16 protein-coding genes and 1 pseudogene are annotated in these 20,018 nt (G+C 58.5%); all 17 read left to right on the top strand.

What is annotated here, in order from left to right:
* The first annotated feature begins 1 nt into the window (after position 1).
* The 17 genes and pseudogenes from pdxA (at position 2) to RBRH_RS10540 (ending at position 19,964) form a co-directional block, all read left to right on the top strand.
* Positions 2 to 1,010, top strand: a pseudogene (pdxA, locus tag RBRH_RS10615) (4-hydroxythreonine-4-phosphate dehydrogenase PdxA).
* A gap of 96 nt (positions 1,011 to 1,106) precedes the next feature.
* Complete coding sequence (gene rsmA / locus RBRH_RS10610; protein WP_013436261.1) at positions 1,107 to 1,967, top strand: 16S rRNA (adenine(1518)-N(6)/adenine(1519)-N(6))-dimethyltransferase RsmA; 861 nt, start codon at positions 1,107 to 1,109, stop codon at positions 1,965 to 1,967.
* A 545-nt stretch (positions 1,968 to 2,512) separates the two neighbouring features.
* The gene (locus RBRH_RS10605; protein WP_157864436.1) at positions 2,513 to 2,917 is read left to right on the top strand and encodes a transposase; all 405 of its coding nucleotides are present in this window, start codon (positions 2,513 to 2,515) and stop codon (positions 2,915 to 2,917) included.
* A gap of 218 nt (positions 2,918 to 3,135) precedes the next feature.
* Complete coding sequence (locus RBRH_RS10600; RefSeq protein ID WP_041753840.1) at positions 3,136 to 3,345, top strand: hypothetical protein; 210 nt, start codon at positions 3,136 to 3,138, stop codon at positions 3,343 to 3,345.
* A 141-nt stretch (positions 3,346 to 3,486) separates the two neighbouring features.
* The gene (locus tag RBRH_RS10595; protein WP_013436258.1) at positions 3,487 to 3,936 is read left to right on the top strand and encodes a phage tail protein; all 450 of its coding nucleotides are present in this window, start codon (positions 3,487 to 3,489) and stop codon (positions 3,934 to 3,936) included.
* 35 nt (positions 3,937 to 3,971) lie between these two features.
* Positions 3,972 to 5,225 carry a phage tail sheath family protein gene (locus RBRH_RS10590; RefSeq protein WP_013436257.1) on the top strand — a complete coding sequence of 418 codons (1,254 nt, stop codon included), beginning with the start codon at positions 3,972 to 3,974 and terminating at the stop codon, positions 5,223 to 5,225.
* 71 nt (positions 5,226 to 5,296) lie between these two features.
* Positions 5,297 to 6,967: a phage tail sheath family protein gene (locus RBRH_RS20340; RefSeq protein WP_013436256.1), complete on the top strand. Its 1,671-nt coding sequence runs from the start codon at positions 5,297 to 5,299 to the stop codon at positions 6,965 to 6,967.
* Positions 6,968 to 7,220: 253 nt separating this feature from the next.
* The gene (locus tag RBRH_RS10580) at positions 7,221 to 8,201 is read left to right on the top strand and encodes a hypothetical protein (RefSeq protein ID WP_041753839.1); all 981 of its coding nucleotides are present in this window, start codon (positions 7,221 to 7,223) and stop codon (positions 8,199 to 8,201) included.
* Complete coding sequence (locus RBRH_RS10575; RefSeq protein ID WP_013436254.1) at positions 8,198 to 8,539, top strand: tail sheath protein gp18; 342 nt, start codon at positions 8,198 to 8,200, stop codon at positions 8,537 to 8,539. Before RBRH_RS10580 ends, RBRH_RS10575 begins: the two co-directional genes overlap by 4 nt.
* A complete protein-coding gene (locus RBRH_RS10570; protein WP_013436253.1) occupies positions 8,536 to 9,006 on the top strand; it encodes a phage tail protein in 471 nt (156 codons plus the stop codon). The genes RBRH_RS10575 and RBRH_RS10570 overlap by 4 nt, the downstream gene beginning before the upstream one ends.
* Positions 9,003 to 9,170, top strand: a complete 168-nt coding sequence (locus RBRH_RS19085; protein WP_157864435.1) for a DUF5908 family protein — start codon at positions 9,003 to 9,005, stop codon at positions 9,168 to 9,170. The genes RBRH_RS10570 and RBRH_RS19085 overlap by 4 nt, the downstream gene beginning before the upstream one ends.
* 30 nt (positions 9,171 to 9,200) lie before the next feature.
* A complete protein-coding gene (locus tag RBRH_RS10565; protein WP_013436251.1) occupies positions 9,201 to 9,839 on the top strand; it encodes a CIS tube protein in 639 nt (212 codons plus the stop codon).
* A 72-nt stretch (positions 9,840 to 9,911) separates the two neighbouring features.
* The gene (locus RBRH_RS16325; RefSeq protein WP_013436250.1) at positions 9,912 to 12,188 is read left to right on the top strand and encodes a contractile injection system protein, VgrG/Pvc8 family; all 2,277 of its coding nucleotides are present in this window, start codon (positions 9,912 to 9,914) and stop codon (positions 12,186 to 12,188) included.
* Between the two features lie 33 nt (positions 12,189 to 12,221).
* Positions 12,222 to 12,665, top strand: a complete 444-nt coding sequence (locus tag RBRH_RS10555) for a GPW/gp25 family protein (RefSeq protein WP_041753837.1) — start codon at positions 12,222 to 12,224, stop codon at positions 12,663 to 12,665.
* Positions 12,665 to 13,096 carry a hypothetical protein gene (locus RBRH_RS10550; protein ID WP_013436248.1) on the top strand — a complete coding sequence of 144 codons (432 nt, stop codon included), beginning with the start codon at positions 12,665 to 12,667 and terminating at the stop codon, positions 13,094 to 13,096. Before RBRH_RS10555 ends, RBRH_RS10550 begins: the two co-directional genes overlap by 1 nt.
* A gap of 41 nt (positions 13,097 to 13,137) precedes the next feature.
* Positions 13,138 to 16,863, top strand: a complete 3,726-nt coding sequence (locus RBRH_RS10545; protein ID WP_041753836.1) for a baseplate J/gp47 family protein — start codon at positions 13,138 to 13,140, stop codon at positions 16,861 to 16,863.
* An 8-nt stretch (positions 16,864 to 16,871) separates the two neighbouring features.
* Complete coding sequence (locus tag RBRH_RS10540; protein ID WP_041753835.1) at positions 16,872 to 19,964, top strand: hypothetical protein; 3,093 nt, start codon at positions 16,872 to 16,874, stop codon at positions 19,962 to 19,964.
* Positions 19,965 to 20,018 lie beyond the last annotated feature (54 nt).

Below are 20,018 nucleotides of genomic sequence, written 5' to 3'. Positions count from 1 at the left end.
CGTGACGACACCCGTTCGCATTGCGATCACCACCGGCGAGCCGGCCGGCGTCGGTCCGGAGTTGACCGCGCAGGCGCTGGCGCGCGAGGCCGGGCGCTGGCGCGGGGACGTGCACTTCACGGTGCTCGGCGATCGCCGGCTGCTGGTCGAGCGCGCCAAGCAGGCGGGCGTGGATCTTGCCGTGTGGTCGAGCGCGGCGGGTGCCGCTGTTGTGCTGCGCGATGTGCCGCTTGGCGTGCCGAGCGTGGCCGGCGTGCTGGACGCGGCAAACGGCCGCTATGTGCTCGCGTTGTTGGATGCGGCGATTGACGGCGCACTGAACGGCACGTTCGATGCCATCGTCACCGCGCCGCTGCAAAAAAGCACGATCAACGACGCCGGCGTGCCGTTCACCGGCCATACCGAATATCTGGCTGAGCGCACCGGTGCGCCGCGTGTCGTGATGATGCTGTCCGGCACCGGCGAGCGGCCGCTGCGTGTGGCCCTTGCCACCACGCATCTGGCGCTTCGCGCCGTGCCCGACGCGTTGAGCATCGACGGGCTGGTTGACACGCTGGCAATCGTCGATCGCGACTTACGCGCGTGTTTTGGCATCGCGTCGCCGCGTATCCTCGTCACGGGTCTCAATCCGCATGCGGGCGAGAACGGTTACGTGGGCCGCGAGGAAATTGACGTGATCGCACCGGCATTGCAGCGCGCGCGTGCATCCGGCATTCGATGCACGCGGGCCGTATCCGGCCGATACGCTGTTCCAGCCGCGCTATCTGCGCGATGCCGATTGCGTGTTGGCGATGTACCATGACCAGGGCTTGCCGGTGCTCAAATTCGCCACGTTCGGTGAGGGCATTAATGTCACGCTGGGACTGCCGATCGTGCGCACCTCGGTCGATCATGGCACGGCGCTTGACCTGGCAGGCACCGGCCGCGCGGATTGCGGCAGTTTGATCGCGGCGATCGATGCCGCTGTGTCGATGGCCCGCCATCGGCGTCACGCGGCGGCAGGCAGCTAGCGCTGCGCATTGTCTGCTCAAGCCTGCTGAACGCGGCGGCGCGCCGGGCACACGTGCTGGCCGTCGCCCTGCATCTGATTCGAAACGAGTTGCTTCATGAGTCACCGTCAGCATCAAGGCCACTTCGCGCGCAAGCGCTTTGGCCAAAATTTCCTTGTCGACACGGGTGTGATCGACGCAATCGTGGAGGCGATCCGCCCGCAACCCGCAGACCGACTCGTGGAGATCGGCCCGGGTCTGGGCGCATTGACCGCGCCGCTGCTCGAGCGCGTGCAAACATTGCACGCGGTTGAACTCGATCGCGACCTGATCGCGCGGCTGCAGCAGCGTTTTGGCAGCCGGCTCGTGCTGCATGCAGGCGACGCGCTGGCGTTCGACTTCGCGTCGCTGGCTGATCCGGCGCATATTGGCGCATCGCTCCGTGTGGTCGGGAACCTGCCGTATAACATTTCGAGTCCGCTGTTGTTCCACCTCGCGTCGTTTGCCGATGAGGTGATTGACCAGCATTTCATGCTGCAGGACGAGGTGGTCGAGCGGATGGTTGCCGAGCCGGGTAGCAAGGACTACAGCCGTCTGACTGTGATGCTGCAGTATCGGTATGCAATCGACAAACTGATCGAGGTGCCGCCTGAGTCGTTCGAGCCGGCGCCGAAGGTGACTTCGGCGGTGGTGCGGATGATTCCACGCGCCGCCGGCGACGTGCCGCCGGTCGATATCGTCCGTCTTGGCGAAGTCGTAACGGCCGCGTTTTCGCAGCGTCGCAAGATGTTGCGTAACACGCTGGCGGCCTATCGGGGCCGAGTCGATTTCGACGCGCTCGGCTTTGATCTCGCGCGTCGTGCCGAGGATGTGCCGGTGCTTGAGTACGTCGCGTTGGCACAGCAGGTTGATGCCGGTGCAGGCTCGATGGGTAGCGTGGGCGCGGCCGGTGTGTCGGATCCTCAATCGACGCGTTGACACGCTTGCCTGCTTGCTTCGTGCGGTATGATGCGTTGGCGGGTGCAATGCCCGCTGTTGATCGGCCATGATGGTGAAGAAGGCAAACGCGGTCACCGCGATACCTGACGCACGGCTTATTTTTTTATAAATTTTTAAATGTGACTGTATTGCAGTTTGATCGTTTAAATTGCTGTGATATTGACCGAATAACATTAATATAAAACGTCAGTAACCTAACTAACTAAACCATTATTCACCACACGCACACCGTTGCTCACGTGGCGTTAAACGCACTGCACGGTGTCATCGCGCATCATCCCACTATTTCATCACCAGGTCAGTTAAATGGCAGGGCCGAAGGCTCATTTCCACCCGTTCCAATTCACTAGCGAGGATCGGATACTCCATCGCTCATAATTCAACGCTGTCATTTAATCTAGTACAGATTAATTTGATCGTGCCGTGCTTAAGCTTTTCGACAAAAACAGAACCATTGAGGGCAATGGTTGAAAGAGCGCGGTGGTTTGCTTTCTCATGTTTATTTCAACAATAGGAGTAATGACATGAGAAGCCGAAAACTTAGTGCAGTCGAGATGATTGCTGCGTTGCAAGCACGGCAGGCCGGTGAAACGCTATCTCAGGTGTGTCGTCAGTGGTCCATCAGTGCGGCAACGCTGTATCGGATACAAAAAGCATATGCAGGGTTGGATGTAGGCACGCTCGCGCGCCTTGAAATGCTGATGCGCGAGAATGCACGGCTGCGCAAGCGCGTCAGGTACCTGGAAACAGACAGCCAGTTACTGCAGGCAGCACTGGGCGCACAGGGATTGTCCACTCATAAGAGGCGTGAGCTGGTGGTTTATCTAAGACGGCGTTTTAACGTGAGCTTGGCGCGAGTGTGCCGGCTGGTGGGGCTGTCGCGTGCGCTGTACCACTATCAAGCAAGCCCTTTTCGTCGCTCCGGTTAAGCGCGCCTGCGCCGCGTGCACCCGTCACGGGTGCGGCGGATTTTCTCAAAATAGGTTGTATTAAACGAACAGCGGCGCATCGTCTAAGCTTGATCCAACGGCGATGCACGCTTTTGGGCCGTAGGCGATTAGCGGATAAACGGTGCCGCGGGCCGGTCGCCGGTGACGGGGCGTGCATGAGGGAACGATTGAGCGAGCCTAAGCGGAGCAAGCCCCCGATGAAAACGTTGAACAAGCTAATGGCATGGTTGGACGGGTGCACGTCAGCGCGCTGGCCCACGCACGATCCGCTGGTGACGCTGCACAAGCTTGAGCAGGACAACGCGCAGTTGCATGAGCAGCTGCACGAGCTTGAGCGCAAGTACGCGCGGCTGTGCTGCCAATGCGCTGTGCAAACCGAGCAGATCACGCGGCGCGTGATGCGCTGAACTAAGCTCGTAAAATGCGCGGTGGCTCTAGTGCTGACTCGCGCCGCTTAATGGGTGAGGGCGCTTTGTGCTTGGCAACGTGCCCGAAGTGGAGTGTAACAAAGCAAACCGATAAAACTATTTTAAGTAGGAGAGCAAAATATGGCACTGGATTCGAAGACAATGGCGGCAACTTATCCGATCCCGACCTATCGCTTTACGGTCACGGTGGGCAATGAGCAGATGGCTTTTAGTAGCGTGTCGGGGCTCGAGCAGTCGGTGGAGAAAATCGAGTATAAGGATGGGCTCGGTGGCCTGTACCAGATGCCGGGACAAGCGCAATCGGTCACGCTTACGCTCAAGCGCGGGGTAATGCCCAAGCACAGCCAGTTGTATGACTGGATGAGTTCCATTTCACTGAATCGAGTGGATAAAAAAGACATTTCGATTAGCTTGACCGATGAGTCGGGCAAGGAGCTGTTAGTCACATGGAACGTGAGTAATGCGTTTCCGACCAAACTTACCGCGCCGAGCCTGGAGGCGACGAGCAATGAGGTGGCGTTCGAAGAGTTGAGTCTGGCGGCGGACCGTGTGACGGTAAATTTCCATTGAGCCCTCCGCACGACGTCAAGCGGTTGAGCCGATGAATGAGCAACGAATGCAAAGAGGGAATGATGGCCGATTACAAGGTACCTGGGGTATATGTGGAGGAGCCGTTCGGGCTGGCGCTGTCGATTCAGACCGGGCAGACGGCGGTGCCGGTGTTTGCGTTTGACGCGGGCCAGTTAGCGGCATGGGAGGGGGCGATCGATGGCGCGAAAGTGACGCAGTTCGATTCGTGGCTCGCGGTCACTGCGGCGCTGAACCTAAAGCGGCAAGAGAAGGTAAAAGATGCGATTACCAAGTTGGAAAGAAAAAGCGAAACTGAGGAAAAAGCAGCCGGTGAAACGGCGGGTAAGGAGTTCGATAATGCTCTTGCGATTAATGCGCTTTACCAGTCGCTAAAACTGTACTTTTTGAACGGCGGTGGGCATTGCTATCTCGCGCCGGTCGGTAATCTCACTGCGTTGGTGCCGGCGCTGGACGACGTGACGCTGCTGGTGCAGGCGGGCGCGAATCAGGGCAATTTCAAGGAAGCGGTGGCGGCGTTATGCGGCGTGGGCAAGATGTGTTTCGCAATTTTTGATGGCCCGAACAGTGAACTGAACACGAAGGGTACCAGTGACCCCGATGATGTAGCCAAACAGGCAGAGCATTATCCGGACACGCCTTATGCTGCGGTGTACTACCCGTGGTTGACGGTGGACGGCGTCGAAAATGCCACTCGTTTTCCGCCGAGCGGAGCGGTCGCGGGTGTCTATGCGCGTGTGGATCGCGAGCGCGGGGTATGGAAGGCGCCGGCGAACGTCGAGATTATCGGCGCACAGCCGGTATTTAAAGTCTCGGATGCGGTGAACGCGAAAGCCAACGTACCGGACTCGGGCGGCAAATCGATCAATGTGATCCGTGCGTTCCACGGCACCGGCCCCCTGATTTGGGGGGCACGCACGCTGCAGTCGAATCAGACGACGTGGCGGTACGTGCCAGTGCGGCGATTGTTCAACGCGGTGGAGAAGGATGTTAAAACGGCGATGAGCCCGGCGCTATTTGAGCCGAACAGCGCGCCGACGTGGGAGCGGGTGCGCGGGGCGGTGGACAACTATCTGCACGGGCTATGGAAGCAAGGCGCACTGCAAGGCAGCACTCCCGCACAGGCGTATTTTGTGCAGATTGGGCTGGGGGTGACGATGGTGCAAGACGATATTGACAACGGTCGGATGATTATCAAGGTGGGACTCGCGGCGGTGCGGCCGGCGGAGTTTATCGTGCTGCAGTTGACGCAGGACGTGGTGTCGGCCTAACGCTCGGTAAGCGAATCAGGTCGAGTGCCGTCAAGCGATGCTACATGCCCTTATTGAGGTAAGGATAACTTATGAGTGTAACGTATGCGGTACCAGGCGTCTATGTGGAAGAAAGAAACGCGCGGGCGCTGAGTATTCAGTCGGGCGAGACGGCGGTGCCCGTATTCATTGGCCACTTTAATTCGATCGATGGAACGCCCTTGAAAGGATGCGTTCCTGTACAGAGCTGGCTGGCATTCACAAAGCGATTTGGTGCGTCAGATACGCTCACAATAGATGTTTCGAATAACGAAGTGAAGAATAAAATGCCTCATCTAGGCTCGTACAGTGTGCGGCTGTATTTCGAAAATGGGGGCGGGCCGTGTTACGTGCTGCATCTATCAGGGCAAGATGAAACGCAGCTGAACACTATGGCCGAAGCGATAGAGCAATGTCCGGACATCACGTTGCTCGTGTGGTGCGAGCGCACGGAAAAAGACGTCGAGGTGTACCAGAAATTGGGTACGCTGTTAGGTGCCAGCGCGACGTCGGGTGGCAATCGCGGTACGTTCTTGCTGGTGGATGCGCAGGCAACGGATGTCCAGAATAAAGATTTCATAGTGCCGCAGGTAACGCAGCCGACGCAGGTGGCCACGTATTTCCCGGCGCTGGCTACCGGCTATGTTCGTGAGGTGTCGGATGTTGGCGTGACGGTGACCGGGATCACGGAAGAACAGGAAGATCTGACCAAGGTGAGCATGCCGGACTATAAACTGGAAAACCTGACCCTAGCGATGCTCAAGCGCGCGATTGCATTGTGGGAGAGCGAAGCTAAACGAGAGGAGAAGGCGGGGCAAGCGGCCAAGACAAACGCCGAGACTTTAAAAAAAATTAAAAAAGAGCTTTCTGCTAAAAATTTAGCTGCTGAAAAAAAGATAGACGATTTTACGGACGTTCAGAAAAACACGATGACCGAAGCGGGTTTGTCAGACAATGATTTAAACAAACTAACCCTAACGACTTTGCAGAACAAGATTGATTTTTTTCAGAAAGAAGGGAAGAAATTTAAAGAGGCGGCGGAAAAGTCTAATGAAAAAGCCAAATATTGGCAAACCACTTACAACACGTGCCATGCCGCCGCGCAACAGCAGATAGCTGGGCCTGTGATCGTGCGCGCAAGTGCAGCGATGGCAGGGGTTATTGCGCGGGTGGATCGCGAACGCGGTGTGTGGAAGGCGCCGGCGAACGTGGCGTTGGTGGGCGTGACAGAGTTGATCTCCATCCCGAAGGGCGGTGTTTCTCAGCCCATTCGCCTCGACGACGCGATAAATGAGAAATTGGTCGATAAAAAGGTCAATGCAATTCGCACGTTCCGTGGTCAAGGGGTGATGGTGTGGGGCGCGTGCACGATGGCGGAGCCGAGCAAGACGGCGTGGCGCTACATCTCGGTGCGACGCCTATTTAATACGGTTGAACGCGATGCGCACGCGACGTTGCGCACGATGGTGTTTGAGCCCAACAACGCGCCGACCTGGGAGGCGGTGCGCAGCGCGTTGGATCATTACTTATTTGCGCTGTGGCGCAAGGGCGCACTGCAGGGCGAGACGCCCGCGCAAGCGTATTTTGTGCAAATCGGACTGGGAGTGACGATGACACAGGACGATATTGACAATGGTCGCATGATTATCAAGGCGGGGCTGGCGGCGGTGCGGCCGGCGGAGTTTATCGTGCTGCAGCTCACGCAAGACATGGTGCCGAGCTAATTGCTTATAGGCAAGCAGCTTTAAAGGGGCGCACGAGCCTTGGCTGAAGTCGGATCCTGAACGGAGCGTACGCCGTGCTGGATCGGTCAACGAAAGCCACGCACTGCCGCACTCAGGGGCGTGATGGATGTTGAATGGAATAGCTGATTGCGTAGATCAGGACTGGAAAAGATAGTGTGGCGTTGATTTGTCGTGAAAGCGAGCGGCCAGCGGCGCCCGATGATAACAGGATCGCATAGCAAAAATGGGCACTATGAATGTGAAGGAAACAACCGAAACAGCGTGGCCGGAGCCGGGCGTGAAGTTGACGTCGACGATCGAATCGGCGGGGGCCGACGAGGAGGTCCAGTACAGTGCGGTGCCGGTGTTTATCGGCTGGTGGCAAGAAGATGGGCAAGCTGTGTTGAAACCATGCGATGCTTCGACGGTATCGAAAGTGCCGGTCGGCGTACTGCAAGACACGCTCAAGCAATACTTCGATAATGGTGGGGAGCGCGCCTTTGTGCTGAGTTGGGCGGTTCCGAAGTTGACCGACATGGCTTCCTTTCAAACGTTGCAAGCCTGGTGGAATGATCGGCTTCAAAGTGACTTGACGCCGATATTGAGTGAGCCGTCGATTACGCTGGTCGCGGTGCCGCAACTAGTTCCATGCATTGAAGCGTTAACCTCCTTTCTTCACGACGATCAAACCATCAATGATCAAGTGGCCGACGCGCTGATTGAGGCGTGGCGCTCGCTGCTCAGGGCAGTGCATGCGAGCCGGTCAGATCTATTTTTTGTACTGGATGCACCCAGTCAACCAAAGGTCGCAAAGCACTGCATTGACGCACTGCGGAAAAAACAGCCACTGGGTGAACTGGGCCAGCACGCAGCGCTGTATGGCCCACATTTGGTGACCGATTACCGACCGGACAATAAGGCAGAGCTGGAAGAGCCGGCGTCCAGACCGTATGACGGATACCGGATCGTGCCCCCGTGTGGGGCAGTATTGGGCGTGATCGCACGCGTGGACCGCGAGGTCGGGGTGTGGAAGGCGCCGGCCAATGAGGCGCTGTCACATGTGCTTCAACCACAGTATCTAGAGACGCAAGCGAGCGGATGGTTCGACGTGTCCCGCGCGTCGATCAACCTAATTCGTAGTTTTCGGGGCGGGGCACACGCGTGTGGGGCTGCCGCACGCTGGCTGGTGAAGTCAATTCGCCCTTTCGGTATGTACAGGTCAGACGACTGGTGACGTGGATTGAAGCCAACTTGCGTGAGAGGTGTCGGTTTGCGGTGTTCGAGCCGAACCACGAGGTGACCTGGTTTCAATTGCGCGGGCTATGCAGCGCTTGGCTACGGCAGGTATGGCTGGATGGAGGCTTGGCGGGTGCAAATGAGACATCAGCGTATTCGGTACAAGTAGGCCTGAATGAGACCCTGACGCAGGCGGACATCAACGCAGGCCGCTTGATGATAAGAGTGGCCGTGGCGGTGCTGCATGCGGCCGAGCGCATTGAAATCAAGTTGGTGCTGAAGTTGGGCGACACGACGGCGGCGGGGACCGAGACAGTGGGAGGGCCCTTGGCATGAAGACGATCGCGGCACGCATGACTGCGCCCAGCCTGGCGCACCGGTTCAAGGCGACGTTTTTTATCAAACGGGTGCCCAGTCCGTTGGATATGCATTTTGCGCAGATTTCGGGATTGGGACGTACGCTGGCGGTGACGGGTTTGCGCGAAGGTGGGGACAACCTGGGCACGGTGCAGCTGCCCGATCAGGTACAGCACGGCACATTGGTGCTGCAGCGCGGCGTGATGTCGGTCACGCCGATGACAATGCTGTTCAATCATGTATTGAGTAACGCGGCGAGCACGTACGTGAGCGTGGTGATTTTGTTGCTCAACGGCGATTACCGGCCGGTGTGCAGCTGGACGCTCACCGATGCTCTGCCGGTGTCGTGGACGACTGGAGAATTGGATGCGTCAAAAAATGAAGTGCTGATTGATACGCTGGAGTTGGCGTACCGGCAAATGCATTGGGCGGGAGTACGGGGATGACCATTGAGATTCGGGAGTTGGTGATTGAAGCACGGGTGGTCAGTGAATCGCCCGCGCCATGCCACCCGACGACGACGCTGCCGATGCTTAGCGAGCAGGAGTGGGTGGAGCAAGTGGCGCGTCGGGCGCTGGAGCTGCTGAACGAACAACGGGAGCAACTGTGATGGGGGCTGCTCGAGCGAGGCCTGACGAAGTTGACGCTAGAGGCATATCAGGGGGCCAATGGGCAAAAGAAAATCGGCACGCTCACGGCGATGTACAACCCGCAGACGATTAGCTTGGACTATGCGGCGTCGTACCAGACGTCGAGCGGGATCAATCAGCATCATGACGTGAGTTGGTATCGGCAGGTCGAGCCGCCGACATTGAGCTTGGAGCTGATTTTGGATGCGCGCGGCCCCAGTGGCGGCAAGCCAGTGGATGCGCAGTTGAGCCAGTTGCGCGCACTGTGCTTTACCGTCGGGCCGAAAGGCGAAGCGCCGTTTCTGCATGTGACATGGGGCAAGATGAGCTGGCATGGGCATGGTTTTTTTGCTGGACGGCTGCAGCAGCTATCGGTGAGCTACACGCTGTTCGATCGCAACGCAGCGCCGCTGCGGGCGAGCGCGACCTTGACGTTCAAAGGCGAGACCAGCGACGACATGGCCAAGCTGCGGGCGGGGCAGCCGGTGTCACGTCAGCTGGTGAGCGCGGACGCTAAGACGCCGCTGCCCAATCTGCTCGAGCAGTCAGGCGGCGCGGCGGGCAAGGCCGATTATTTAGCAGTGGCACGGACCAACGGGCTATCCAATCTGAGTGAATTGAAGCCAGGCCGATGGCTCGCGATTAAGTGAGTCGGGTGGCAACGAGCGGTGGAAGCAGACTGCGCGGGCGGGGCGGGATAAAACCGTTGCGGGAGCACAACGATGGGATTCGGATCATTTAAGGCGCGCATCAAACAGGCGGTACACCAGGCCGAAGCGAGCGTGAGCGAGGTGGCCGATCAGGCGGTGTCGGCCGTGGATCGTGTGGTGGATCAAGCGAGCGCAGCGGTCGCGGACGTGGCTGCGGACGCGCAAGCCGCAGTGACCCACGTAGTGAGCCCATGGGCGGACACGATCAGTCAGGCCGCGCAGTCGAGCGCGGCGCTATTGGAAGCCGGCTCGGTGCTGCGGGGTACCGCGGACCGCGCGCACGCGCCCAACAGAGAAGTGGCGGGCGAAGCGCCGGCCGAATTCGAGATTCGCTTAAATGGTCAACCGCTAGATCCGAAGCACGTATGGGTAGAGCGCATTGAAGTGCGTCGCGCGGTCAACGAAATTCCGACGGCAACGGTGCTGTTAACGATGCCGCAAGCGCCGCACGATGACTACTCGGTGCTCACGCGTCTGCTTGAACAGGGTGCAATTGGTCAGAGCTTAAGCATGAAGGTGGGCAAGCTGCTGCTGTTTGCCGGCGTGGTGGCGACGGTGCAGGTCCAGGTTGGTAGCACGGGCCGGCGCCTGAAGGTGCGGCTCAAGCACCGGTTGCAGGGGTTGAAGGCACGGCAGGACAGCCGGATTCTGAAGCAGGGCACGGATGCGAGCGTGTTACGGCAGGTACTGAGCGAGCATGGCGTCAAAGCGCAGGTGACGATACCGGTCGCCGAGCCCGTGCAGCGGATGCAATGGAATTGTTCGGACTGGATATTCGTGCGAGCGGTGGCGGGCCAACACGGCGCGTGGTTGTGGCCGCAGGCCGATGGGGGCGTCAAGGTTCACGCGCCCACGTTGGGCGGCAAGATGCACCGGATCGGGGCCACCGCGCAGCACCCAGGAATGAGTCTGCTCGAGGCCCAGTGGGCGTATTCGGGACTGACACAACCGCAGCAGGTGCACACGAAGAGCTGGGACTTGAGTGCGCAGGCGGTCGTGGAGAAGACGGCGAAACCGGCCAGTCTGGGCGCTGAGGGATTGGCGCCGACTCGGCTCAAGCCGCTGAAAAACGCGCGCTGGTTGGCGTCGCTGACTGGGCAATGGGAACCGGCGATTCAACAAAGTGCGACCGATGGTTGGCTCACGCAACAGCATGCGCAGGCCGTGCGCGGGCACTGGACGGTGGCGGGCTGTCAGGCGATCGAGTTGGGCGATACGTTGGAGTTAGTTGGGTTTGGCCCAGCGTTGGACGGGCGCGCGATCGTGACGCAGCTCGAATACGAGATCGACTCGACGCTGCGAGTGGGCAAGACGATCGTAGGAATCGGCCTGGACGAGGCGGCGGCGGTGGCGCCGTCGCTACCAGCGCCGGCAGAATTGGTGATCGGCAAGGTGGCCAAGCACCAAGCGGATGCGAAACCGGCGACATGGAACCGGGTGCCGGTGATGGTGCCGATGTTGGGACCGACTGTGCTGTGGGCGCGCATGGGGCATACGTATGCGAGCACCCAGAGCGGCGTGACGTTTTACCCAGAAATCGAGGACGAGGTGGTCCTAGGGTTCGTGGGACAGGACCCGGTGATTGTGGCGTCGCTGCATAACCCAAAGCAAGTGGCGCCGTTCGCGCCGAGCGCGAAAAATGAGAAGAAGGCGATTGTGCTACGGCGCGAAGGCAAGCGGCTGGAGTTCAGTCTCGATCGGGAGCAGCACGCGCTGCAGTGGATGGTGGGGCAAGATACGACACCGGAGCAACAGTTCGTGATGAGCGAAGAGAAGGGGCTGGCGTTTGCCGCCAAGCAGGGACAGGTGACGCTGGAAGTTGAGGTGGGGGATGTGTCGTTCACGACAAAGAAAAACCTTAAGGTGAACGCGACCGAGCAAGTGACACTAGAGGGCAAGGCGGGCGTGATCGTGTCAAGCGAAAAGCATGTGAAGTTGGATGCGCAGATGAAGTTATCGGGGCAAGGCAAGCAAGGGGTGGCGTGGTCAAGTGAGCGCAGCCGGATGACGATGACACCGGACAAAGCGAGCGTGTCGGCCAATGAAGTGGCGGTTGATGGCACGATGACGACAAAGCTCAGTGGCAATGAGGGTGTTCAGATCAAGGGCATCAAGGTTGACGTCAAGGGTGACGCTGAGGTGAGCGTAGCGGGGGCTAAGGTGGCAATCAATGGCCAAGCGCAGACGAGCGTGATGGGCGCACAGGTGAGCGTAGAAGGCCAGGCAACGACGAACGTGGGCGGCAGCGGGATCACGAACGTGAAGGGCGCGATGGTGAACCTGGGCTAGTGCCGGCGCGACGTCGGCAAATAGGAGTCTTTGATGAGCATTGAGGATACCGAATCGGATGTGTACGGTCAGGGCTGGGCGTTTCCGCCAACTTTTACGTTGCCAGATCCTGATGATGCGGAGTCGGGTGGGGTGACGATGTCGGCCGGTGCGCATAACGTGGAGCAGAGTTTAAAAGTGTTGTTTCAAACCCAACCGGGCGAACGGATCATGCGTAGTACATACGGCTGCGACTTGCAGGCGGCGGTGTTTGGGAGCCTGTCCGAAGGCGTGCTGGCGGGTTTGCGGCGCCGCATTCTTGAGAGTGTGGCGCGGGAGGAGCCGCGCGCCGAAGTTGTGGAAATCGATATGCAACAGGATGTGCACCAACCGGGATGGTTAGGGATCGAGGTGACGTATCGGTTGGCGGGGCAGGCGCAGACGCGGCGCGTCTCTGGTGCGCTGGACCTGCAGGACGGCACGGGTGGAGGCTTTTAATGGGTGAGCTGATGGTGGCTACCGGTGACGTGGTGATGTTTGAACCCAATTTCGGTAACCGGACGCTAATGGCGCCGGCGCAAGCGGTGCTGGTCGGCACTGGGCGGTTCATGGTGAAGGGCAAGCCTGGGTGCGTGATCAGCGATTTGGCGAAGGTAGTCGTGCCGGGCGTGCCGTATGTGTCGGGCAACTTTACGGTGCCAGGCGTGGGCCTCATTCAGATGGTGATCGCCGCGCCCGATCAAATCGGTAAACAGGTGTTCAGTGGCGCACCGGTGCTGATTAAGGGGGGGCAATGTCAAGCGATGTTTATTCCGACGGCACCCGCGATGATGCCGGCACCACCGAACACGCCGGATCCGACGGTGGGCGTGCCCACACCCGGTAAAGGGCGGTTTGTAGTCACGCAGGTCAACGTGAAGGCGGGTTGACGCACCGGAGAAATGGGACGATGCATTCAAGGACAGCAACGATGGCGACAGATCAGCGTGTCAACGATGACGCAACATCGTTCGTGCTGGACGATCGATCAATCGGCGCGCGATTGGATGCTTTCCGCGCGTATTGCCAGCGGCTGCCGTTCCAAGAAGCGCAAGATAAAGACGCGCAAGAAAAGATCATTGGCACATGGGCGCAAGTGCTGTTGGGTGTGGACGCGGGCACGTGGGATCCCAAGTGGGAAGAAAACGAAACCCTTGGGCGTCAGGTAGAACAGGCGCGTCAGAAGGCGGAACAGGCGTGGGCAGTCGAGCGGCAGCGCCTGACCGAACTGTACGAGACACCACAGCAGGCAGACCAACGCCTGCCGGCCGAGCGCGCGTTTTTGCTCGCGTTGATGGGATTGCTGGAGACGCCGCGGGCGCTGCTCAATGCACTGCCGGCGCAGTACCGCGCGCTGTATTACCGGCAGATGCTGGCGCTTAAGCCGCGGGCGGCGCAAGCGGACCGGGTAACCGTGCACTTTACGTTGGCCGATGGGGTGCGGGAATTGGTGCTGCCGGCGGGGTTGCGGCTTGATGCAGGGCACGATAGCGCGGGCAATGCGGTGCAGTATGCGCTCGAGCAACCGATGACGGTGAATGCGGCACGCCTCACGGATATGCGGTGGGTCGTGCGCGATCCGTTGGTGCGTACGGGGTGTCGGGCGCGCGTCGTATATGACGAGGAAGCTGGCATTGTGTGGCCCAGCGAGGGCGTGCGGTTGTTTGAGGCGGCGCCGGTGAAGACGGAAAAAGCTACACAGCTGGAGGCAGACCAAGCAGTAATGAGCGGCCGGATAGTGGGTTCGCCCGTGTTGGCGGTGGCGGGCGGGCAGCGCTCGTGGACGGTGACCTTCAAAGAGGCGCCGCGCTCGGCGATCAAGGCTGAGCTTAGTATTGGGCAGAGGTGGGTCGAGCTTCAGTGCGATGTGAGCCAGCAGAGCACAGAAAACGAACAGAAGAAAAAGACCTTTAGTTTAGGGCCTCAGGCGGGTGCGCCCACGCCAGCGTCGGATCTAGACGGTTTGCAGTCGGCAACGCCACTGCTGCGGCTGACGAGCGAGTCAGGTAAGTCGGTGCCAGAGGTGACGTGCTTAGCCGTGTCAGTGAAGGGCGCGGTCAACGTGCAGTGTGCGACGGACGATGGCACGGCGCTTTCGAACGGCGGCTTGCCGTTTGGCGAGCGGGCTGACAAGGGGCGAGCAGTCAATTTGATTTCCCCAGAATGGTGGCGGTTGGGATCGAAATTGACGCACATCACCGTCAAGCCGACATGGGTTGGGTTGCCGCAAATGTCATTGAATGACTGGTATGGGCCGGATTCGACGCAAAGTACGTCAAACTGGCTTAAGTTGGACGCGAACCTGCATGTCGATTTAAAGAACGGTAAAACGTTGGATCAGTTGGCGACACACCCAAGCGGCAGTCTCGCGCAGCGCGTGACAAATGGGTCCCAGGTGGTCAAGCAGATTGCGGCGGACGAAGGTTATCCGCACAAGCCGGCCAGCAACGCGTTCTTTACTGTGCAAGCGTCGATTGCACGATGCCAGCAAGGTGAGGTGCAGTTGCGGGGCGAAGCATTGCCGCTATTTGGCGGAGGCGAGGCACCAGAACCCAAGCCTTGGACGATTGCGCTGGACGCTGCCAACTTGCCACTCGTGGCGGCACACACGCTTGTCCCCGACAACGACGATCCGGCCGCCTGGCCGTGGCGGGTGCGGATCGAATTGCAACAATCGTTTCTGCACGCAGAATATGACGCGCACCTGCGGACACCGGCGCAAACGATTGTGCTCGAGACGCAGCACGCGATCACGACGCAGGTCCCTTGCTTACAGGATGTCGAAGGACAGAAAGTCCCGAAGCTGGTGGCCGTTGACGTACCGGGCGAGTCGGGTAAGGTTCCGATGCCGGCGATGGAAAACCACACCGAAACCATTCGTACACCGATGCCAGTGATGGTGCCCAAGGCCCAATGGCGTGCGCCGTATGTGCCGCAATGGTCAGGGCTGCAGGTTGACTATGACGCCGTCGATACTGAAGTGACGCAGCAAGTGATTACGCCGTTTGGGTATGCGCCGACTGACGAGCGCGCACTGTTCGCAGGTGCGCAACTGTATCTGGGGATAAAAGGCATCGAGGCGGGCCAATGGCTGACGCTGCACTGGCAACTACACAGCCCAGGCGCGCTCGAGCTGCAGTGGCAATACTTGGCGCCGGGCGAGCGCTGGCAGCGACTACCGGTGGCCGACGGCACCGATGGGTTGAGCATGAGCGGTCAGTGGTCGGTGGACTGGCCAAGCGATGCGAGCAGCACATCAACGAGCTTGCCGGCGGGTCGAATGTGGCTGAGGGCAAGCGTCCAGACGCTGCCGGCGCGCGATCGGAAGCAGCTATGGGTACCGGCGCTGCCGTGGCTGAGCGGATGGGTGACGAACGCGGCGCAAGCAACACGGGCAACCGGGCTTTTTACGCAAGCGTTAAAGCCGGGCAGTGTGACGCAAGCGCTGGATGCGCCGGCTGGGCTGCAGTCGGTTCAGCAGCCGTGGCCGTCAGCGGGCGGGCAAGCAGCGGAGACGCAGGCGCAGTTTGACGCGCGCATTGCGCGCCGGCTGCGGCACCGCGACCGGGGCTTGAATAATCAGGATTTGCAGACCTTACTGCACGAGCAGTATCCGCAGATCCGGGAGTTGGCGGTGCTGCCGCCCACGCACGATGAAAAAGGCGCGTTGCAGCAGACAATCGCCATTATGCCGGAACTGGCACTGAGCGACAGCGAGGACCGGCTGCGCCCGGGTCTAAGTGCGGCGCACTTAAGTCAGATGCAAGCGTGGTTAAAGGCGCGTACGTCGCCGTGGTTGACGCTGAAATGCGTGAATCCGGACTATGTGGTGGTCAGCGTGAACTGGGAGGCCGACTATCAGCCGGGGCTGAGTCGCACGGTCGGCCACGCGCGTGTACAAGCAGCGCTGCAGGCCGCGTTTGTGCCGTGGGCGAGCAAGGGCGACGATGGCAGTTTGCAAGTAATGGGCCGCGCGATCACGCACGGCGCGGTGCGGGACGTGCTGCGTTCGGTGTCTGAGGTTGCAGAGGTGAAAGCGGTGCGTCTAAATGGGGACAATAATACGAATTTCGTCGTCTTGCCTGGGCAAGTGGCCGTGCTCACGTGTGTACCGCTCGAATATGAGGGCTTGACGATCGCCTGGGTGGGGCCCAAGCAAAACGACCAGCAGCCGTACTACCGCGACGTGACGATGGTGGGTAACGGACAGAAACGGGCGACGCTCCGGGTGACGGTGCCCATGCAGGCATTAGAACTGCACGATAAGCCGATCAACACAAAGGCTGAGGTGGAGCTGGTAGACCTGGATACGGGGCTGATACTGCCGAGCCAGCAAAACGACACGGGATTGCGGGTGCAAGGCAAGCAACTTGAGCAGGCTGCATCGACATTGGATATGCAACATTATGCGGTGCCCAAGTGTTCGACGTCGAATCCAAAAGCAACGACCTGCCAACTCGATGTGGTTGCCGGCGAGCGAGCGTGCGGTGTGTATCGACTCGGCGCAGTGGTGAAGCTAAAGGATGTGACATTGCACTCGGCGCAGGCTGAACAGTTCGTGACGCTCAACGTGCACGCTGTGACATTGTCTGATAACGGCTCGTCGAGCAGTGAACTTTCGGGGGCGCGCGATGCCGCTACGGCAACAAAACAATGAGGTTAACGATGGCTGATACCACGAGGCCGGCCACTGAGGCCGATTCAACAGCAGGTGATACTGCGCAGGATCCAATTCACTTTGATACGTTGTGGTCGACCGCGCAGGATGCGCTCACGGTCTATGCGGCAAAACGCTGGAGCGCGCGCGGTGACGCCGATCCCGGCGTGACGCTGCTGCAGGCGCTCACTTTCGCGGTGTCGGATGTGAGCTATCGGCACACGCTACCGCTGGCCGATTTATTGACGCCAGAATCGGTGCCCAAAAAAAGCGCAACGTGCCTGAATCACGGCACTGTCAACGATAGCAGCATCTTTGCATCGGAGTTCGGTCCGGAAACCGCGTTGACTTGTGGCCCAGTGACCCTCAATGATTACCGGCGTCTCCTTTTGGATCTGACCGACACCGATAACGAATCTTCGACTTTTCTGTTCAGGGATGTGCAGATTGCGACTGTGTCACCAGAGCAAAGCTACGCTTACGTCTATGACACCGATCGCTATACGTTCCAGTTTGTAGGGGAAGAAAAAAAGAATAAGCAGAGCTACCGGGTCCCCGGGCAGTACCGGCTATGGGCGACCCTGAATCCTGGTGTGAAAGAAGATGACGCGAAGAATCTCCTGCAAATCTGTTTAGAGGGCAACCGAAACCTGTGTGAATGGGAAATCACCGATATTTACCTTTTAACGCCCACGAAGCAAGAGCCGCAGGTCGTCATCGAGTTAGAAGACGACCTATCGGCTGACCAAACGGCTCAGGTCGTTGCGCTAGCGATCTGGGAGGCCAATGATGCATTACTGCCGTGGCCGATACGTCAATCAGCTGCGGTGCGTCTGGCGCAAGGCGAGGCGGCGGAAGCAGTCTATGCCGGGCCGCATCTAAAACATGGCTGGATTGCCGACTTGCCGCCGTCACGTGGGATGGATGATCAAGGCAAGCTTACGAAGCGTTTAGTGTCGTATTCGTCGCTGATAGTTGCGATGATGACCGTGCGTGGCATCAAGCGGGTGTGTTGGGACAAACAAAACGGGCAAGCATCAAAAGAGGCACTTGAGATTGCCGACAATGCGCAAGTGCAATTGTGGGTCGATCCGGTAAGTGGCCTGTTGGGGGACGCTTCGCTTGGCAGCGCAATCATAGTGCGCAAGCGTGGGCAAACTATCACGGTGAAATCCGGAGCAGTCAACAAGTACCTCAAAGCGCGACTGACGCAGGTGGCACAAGCTAAACGCGATGAGACGAGGCGGGTACCATACGGCCAATACCGGCATCCTGCGTATTACCGCAGCGCTGGATCCTGGTTGCCACCGGTGTATGGCTTGCAGCAAGGGGCCGAGCGTTTCGAGCAGAATTTCAACGCAAAACAACTGCTGCGGTTTCTCCGTCCATTCGAGCAACAGGTCGCGAACAGCGCCGATCAGTTGGAAAAGCTGCCGCGTCTGTTGGCCTTCGATGACCGAGATCCCAAGGCCGCGGTTTGGGGCGCCGCTGATTGGCCAAATGCCGACCAAGATGCGCTTACTCATGAACAATCTGCGTGTGCTCTTCTCGAGCGCGCCACGCTGAAAGAGCAGAGCGAACAACAGTCGCAAGACAATGACAAAGAGTTGGCGATCATTGACTATTTGCTGGGCTATTTTGGGGAGTGCCGTGCGTCACGCACGTTGTTAGGACCTAAACCGGAAGAATTTTGTCACGTGCAGCAAGGATTTTTGCGGCAAGTGACGCGGCTGTCGTACGAGCGCGCGGCGATCAGCATTAGTAATATCTCGGCATTGCAGCGCAAGATTGCAGCGCGCCTCGGTATCGGCGAGGCGCTGTTCGATGAAACGCTGCAACAAGCCGACGCCTCGTTTCCTAACTCGCTGCCCTTTTATTTGATCGAGCAGCAAGAGCTATTGCCGGTTGCCCCCGATCCAAAGCTTGTCAACATGGATTGGAAGGAAGTCAATAACAACGAAGACAAGCGTGACCAGAATGGCAAGCATCTTTTAAGCCTTTCTGTGGGGGATGTAAAAAACGGGCAACTGCGTGTTGGGCAGTTGATCGAGCTACAAGCCAAGCATAATGGAATAACGCTCGAGCCGATCACTGGCATCGTAATTCACAAGGTAAAAACTGGCGACGACGGTAAATTTTCGCAGATCGAAATTGATTTGGAACAGCACCGGCGTTTGCAACGTAGCGTGCGCTTATTGCAGGAATCCAACTACGCATGGCAATGGCGAATCAGTCCGGATTGGTTAAAGCGCGTGGTGTACGACCTTCGCTACATCGATAATAATGTTCCTAAGGACGGCACCGCAACGCTGACGGTGCAGCCGTCGTTTCCGATATGTCTCAAGACGGGGGACCGATTTGCGTTGCGACCTAAAGCGAGATGGCAAAGTGTGGCGACGGCCGGTGAGCTGAGAGAAGTTGAAAGCTATAAAGATATTGTTGTTCAGGTGACGGATAGCGATCCGATACAAGGAACCGTAACTGTCCAATGGATAGGCGCAGGTAATCAATACGTTACTACAGAAAAAAATAGTCGCTTCGAAGTCCTTCCAGTGGATTTAGACAACATCTCCTCGAGCGAACAAGCATGGCCAGATGTTGCTACGTCAGCCCTTTACGGTTGGTCCGTCCCCTACAAAGAAGACACGTTCGCATTCACGTTGAGCGTAGTATTAAATCGAAGCTGGGTGGATCTGCACGGTAATCCAAGTGAATTAAATCAGTGGGTCGAGCAAATAGTTTGGCAAGAGGCCCCTAGTCACCTGAATATCCAATTGCACTGGCTAGGTGATCTGCAATTTAGGCATTTTGCGTATAAATATCAACAGTGGCAAACAGGGGGGCGACCGGTCGGCGATCAGTCATATGGGCTCTTGAATTTGCTTGGTGTGGGAGATCGGCCCACGGATGAACGCGCTGGAATTGGGTTCGTGCAAATCGCGGATCATGGAACCAAAATAAAAATCGAAGAAGATATTCTGAAAGAGAAGACCAGTCCGGAAGGAAAAAATGAATTACGGCAGGCTCGCCTTGAGCAGCAGGTGGTCTACGTCGGGGATTCGGAAGATAATTATCCACATCTACTAAAACCGCTCTCATAAACGGCACACGTTGAGCTAATGGAATAATGTATCGAAATATAAAATAGGAGTACT

The organism is Mycetohabitans rhizoxinica HKI 454, from assembly GCF_000198775.1.
Taxonomy (GTDB): domain Bacteria; phylum Pseudomonadota; class Gammaproteobacteria; order Burkholderiales; family Burkholderiaceae; genus Mycetohabitans; species Mycetohabitans rhizoxinica.
This window is presented reverse-complemented; position numbering and strand designations above follow the sequence as displayed.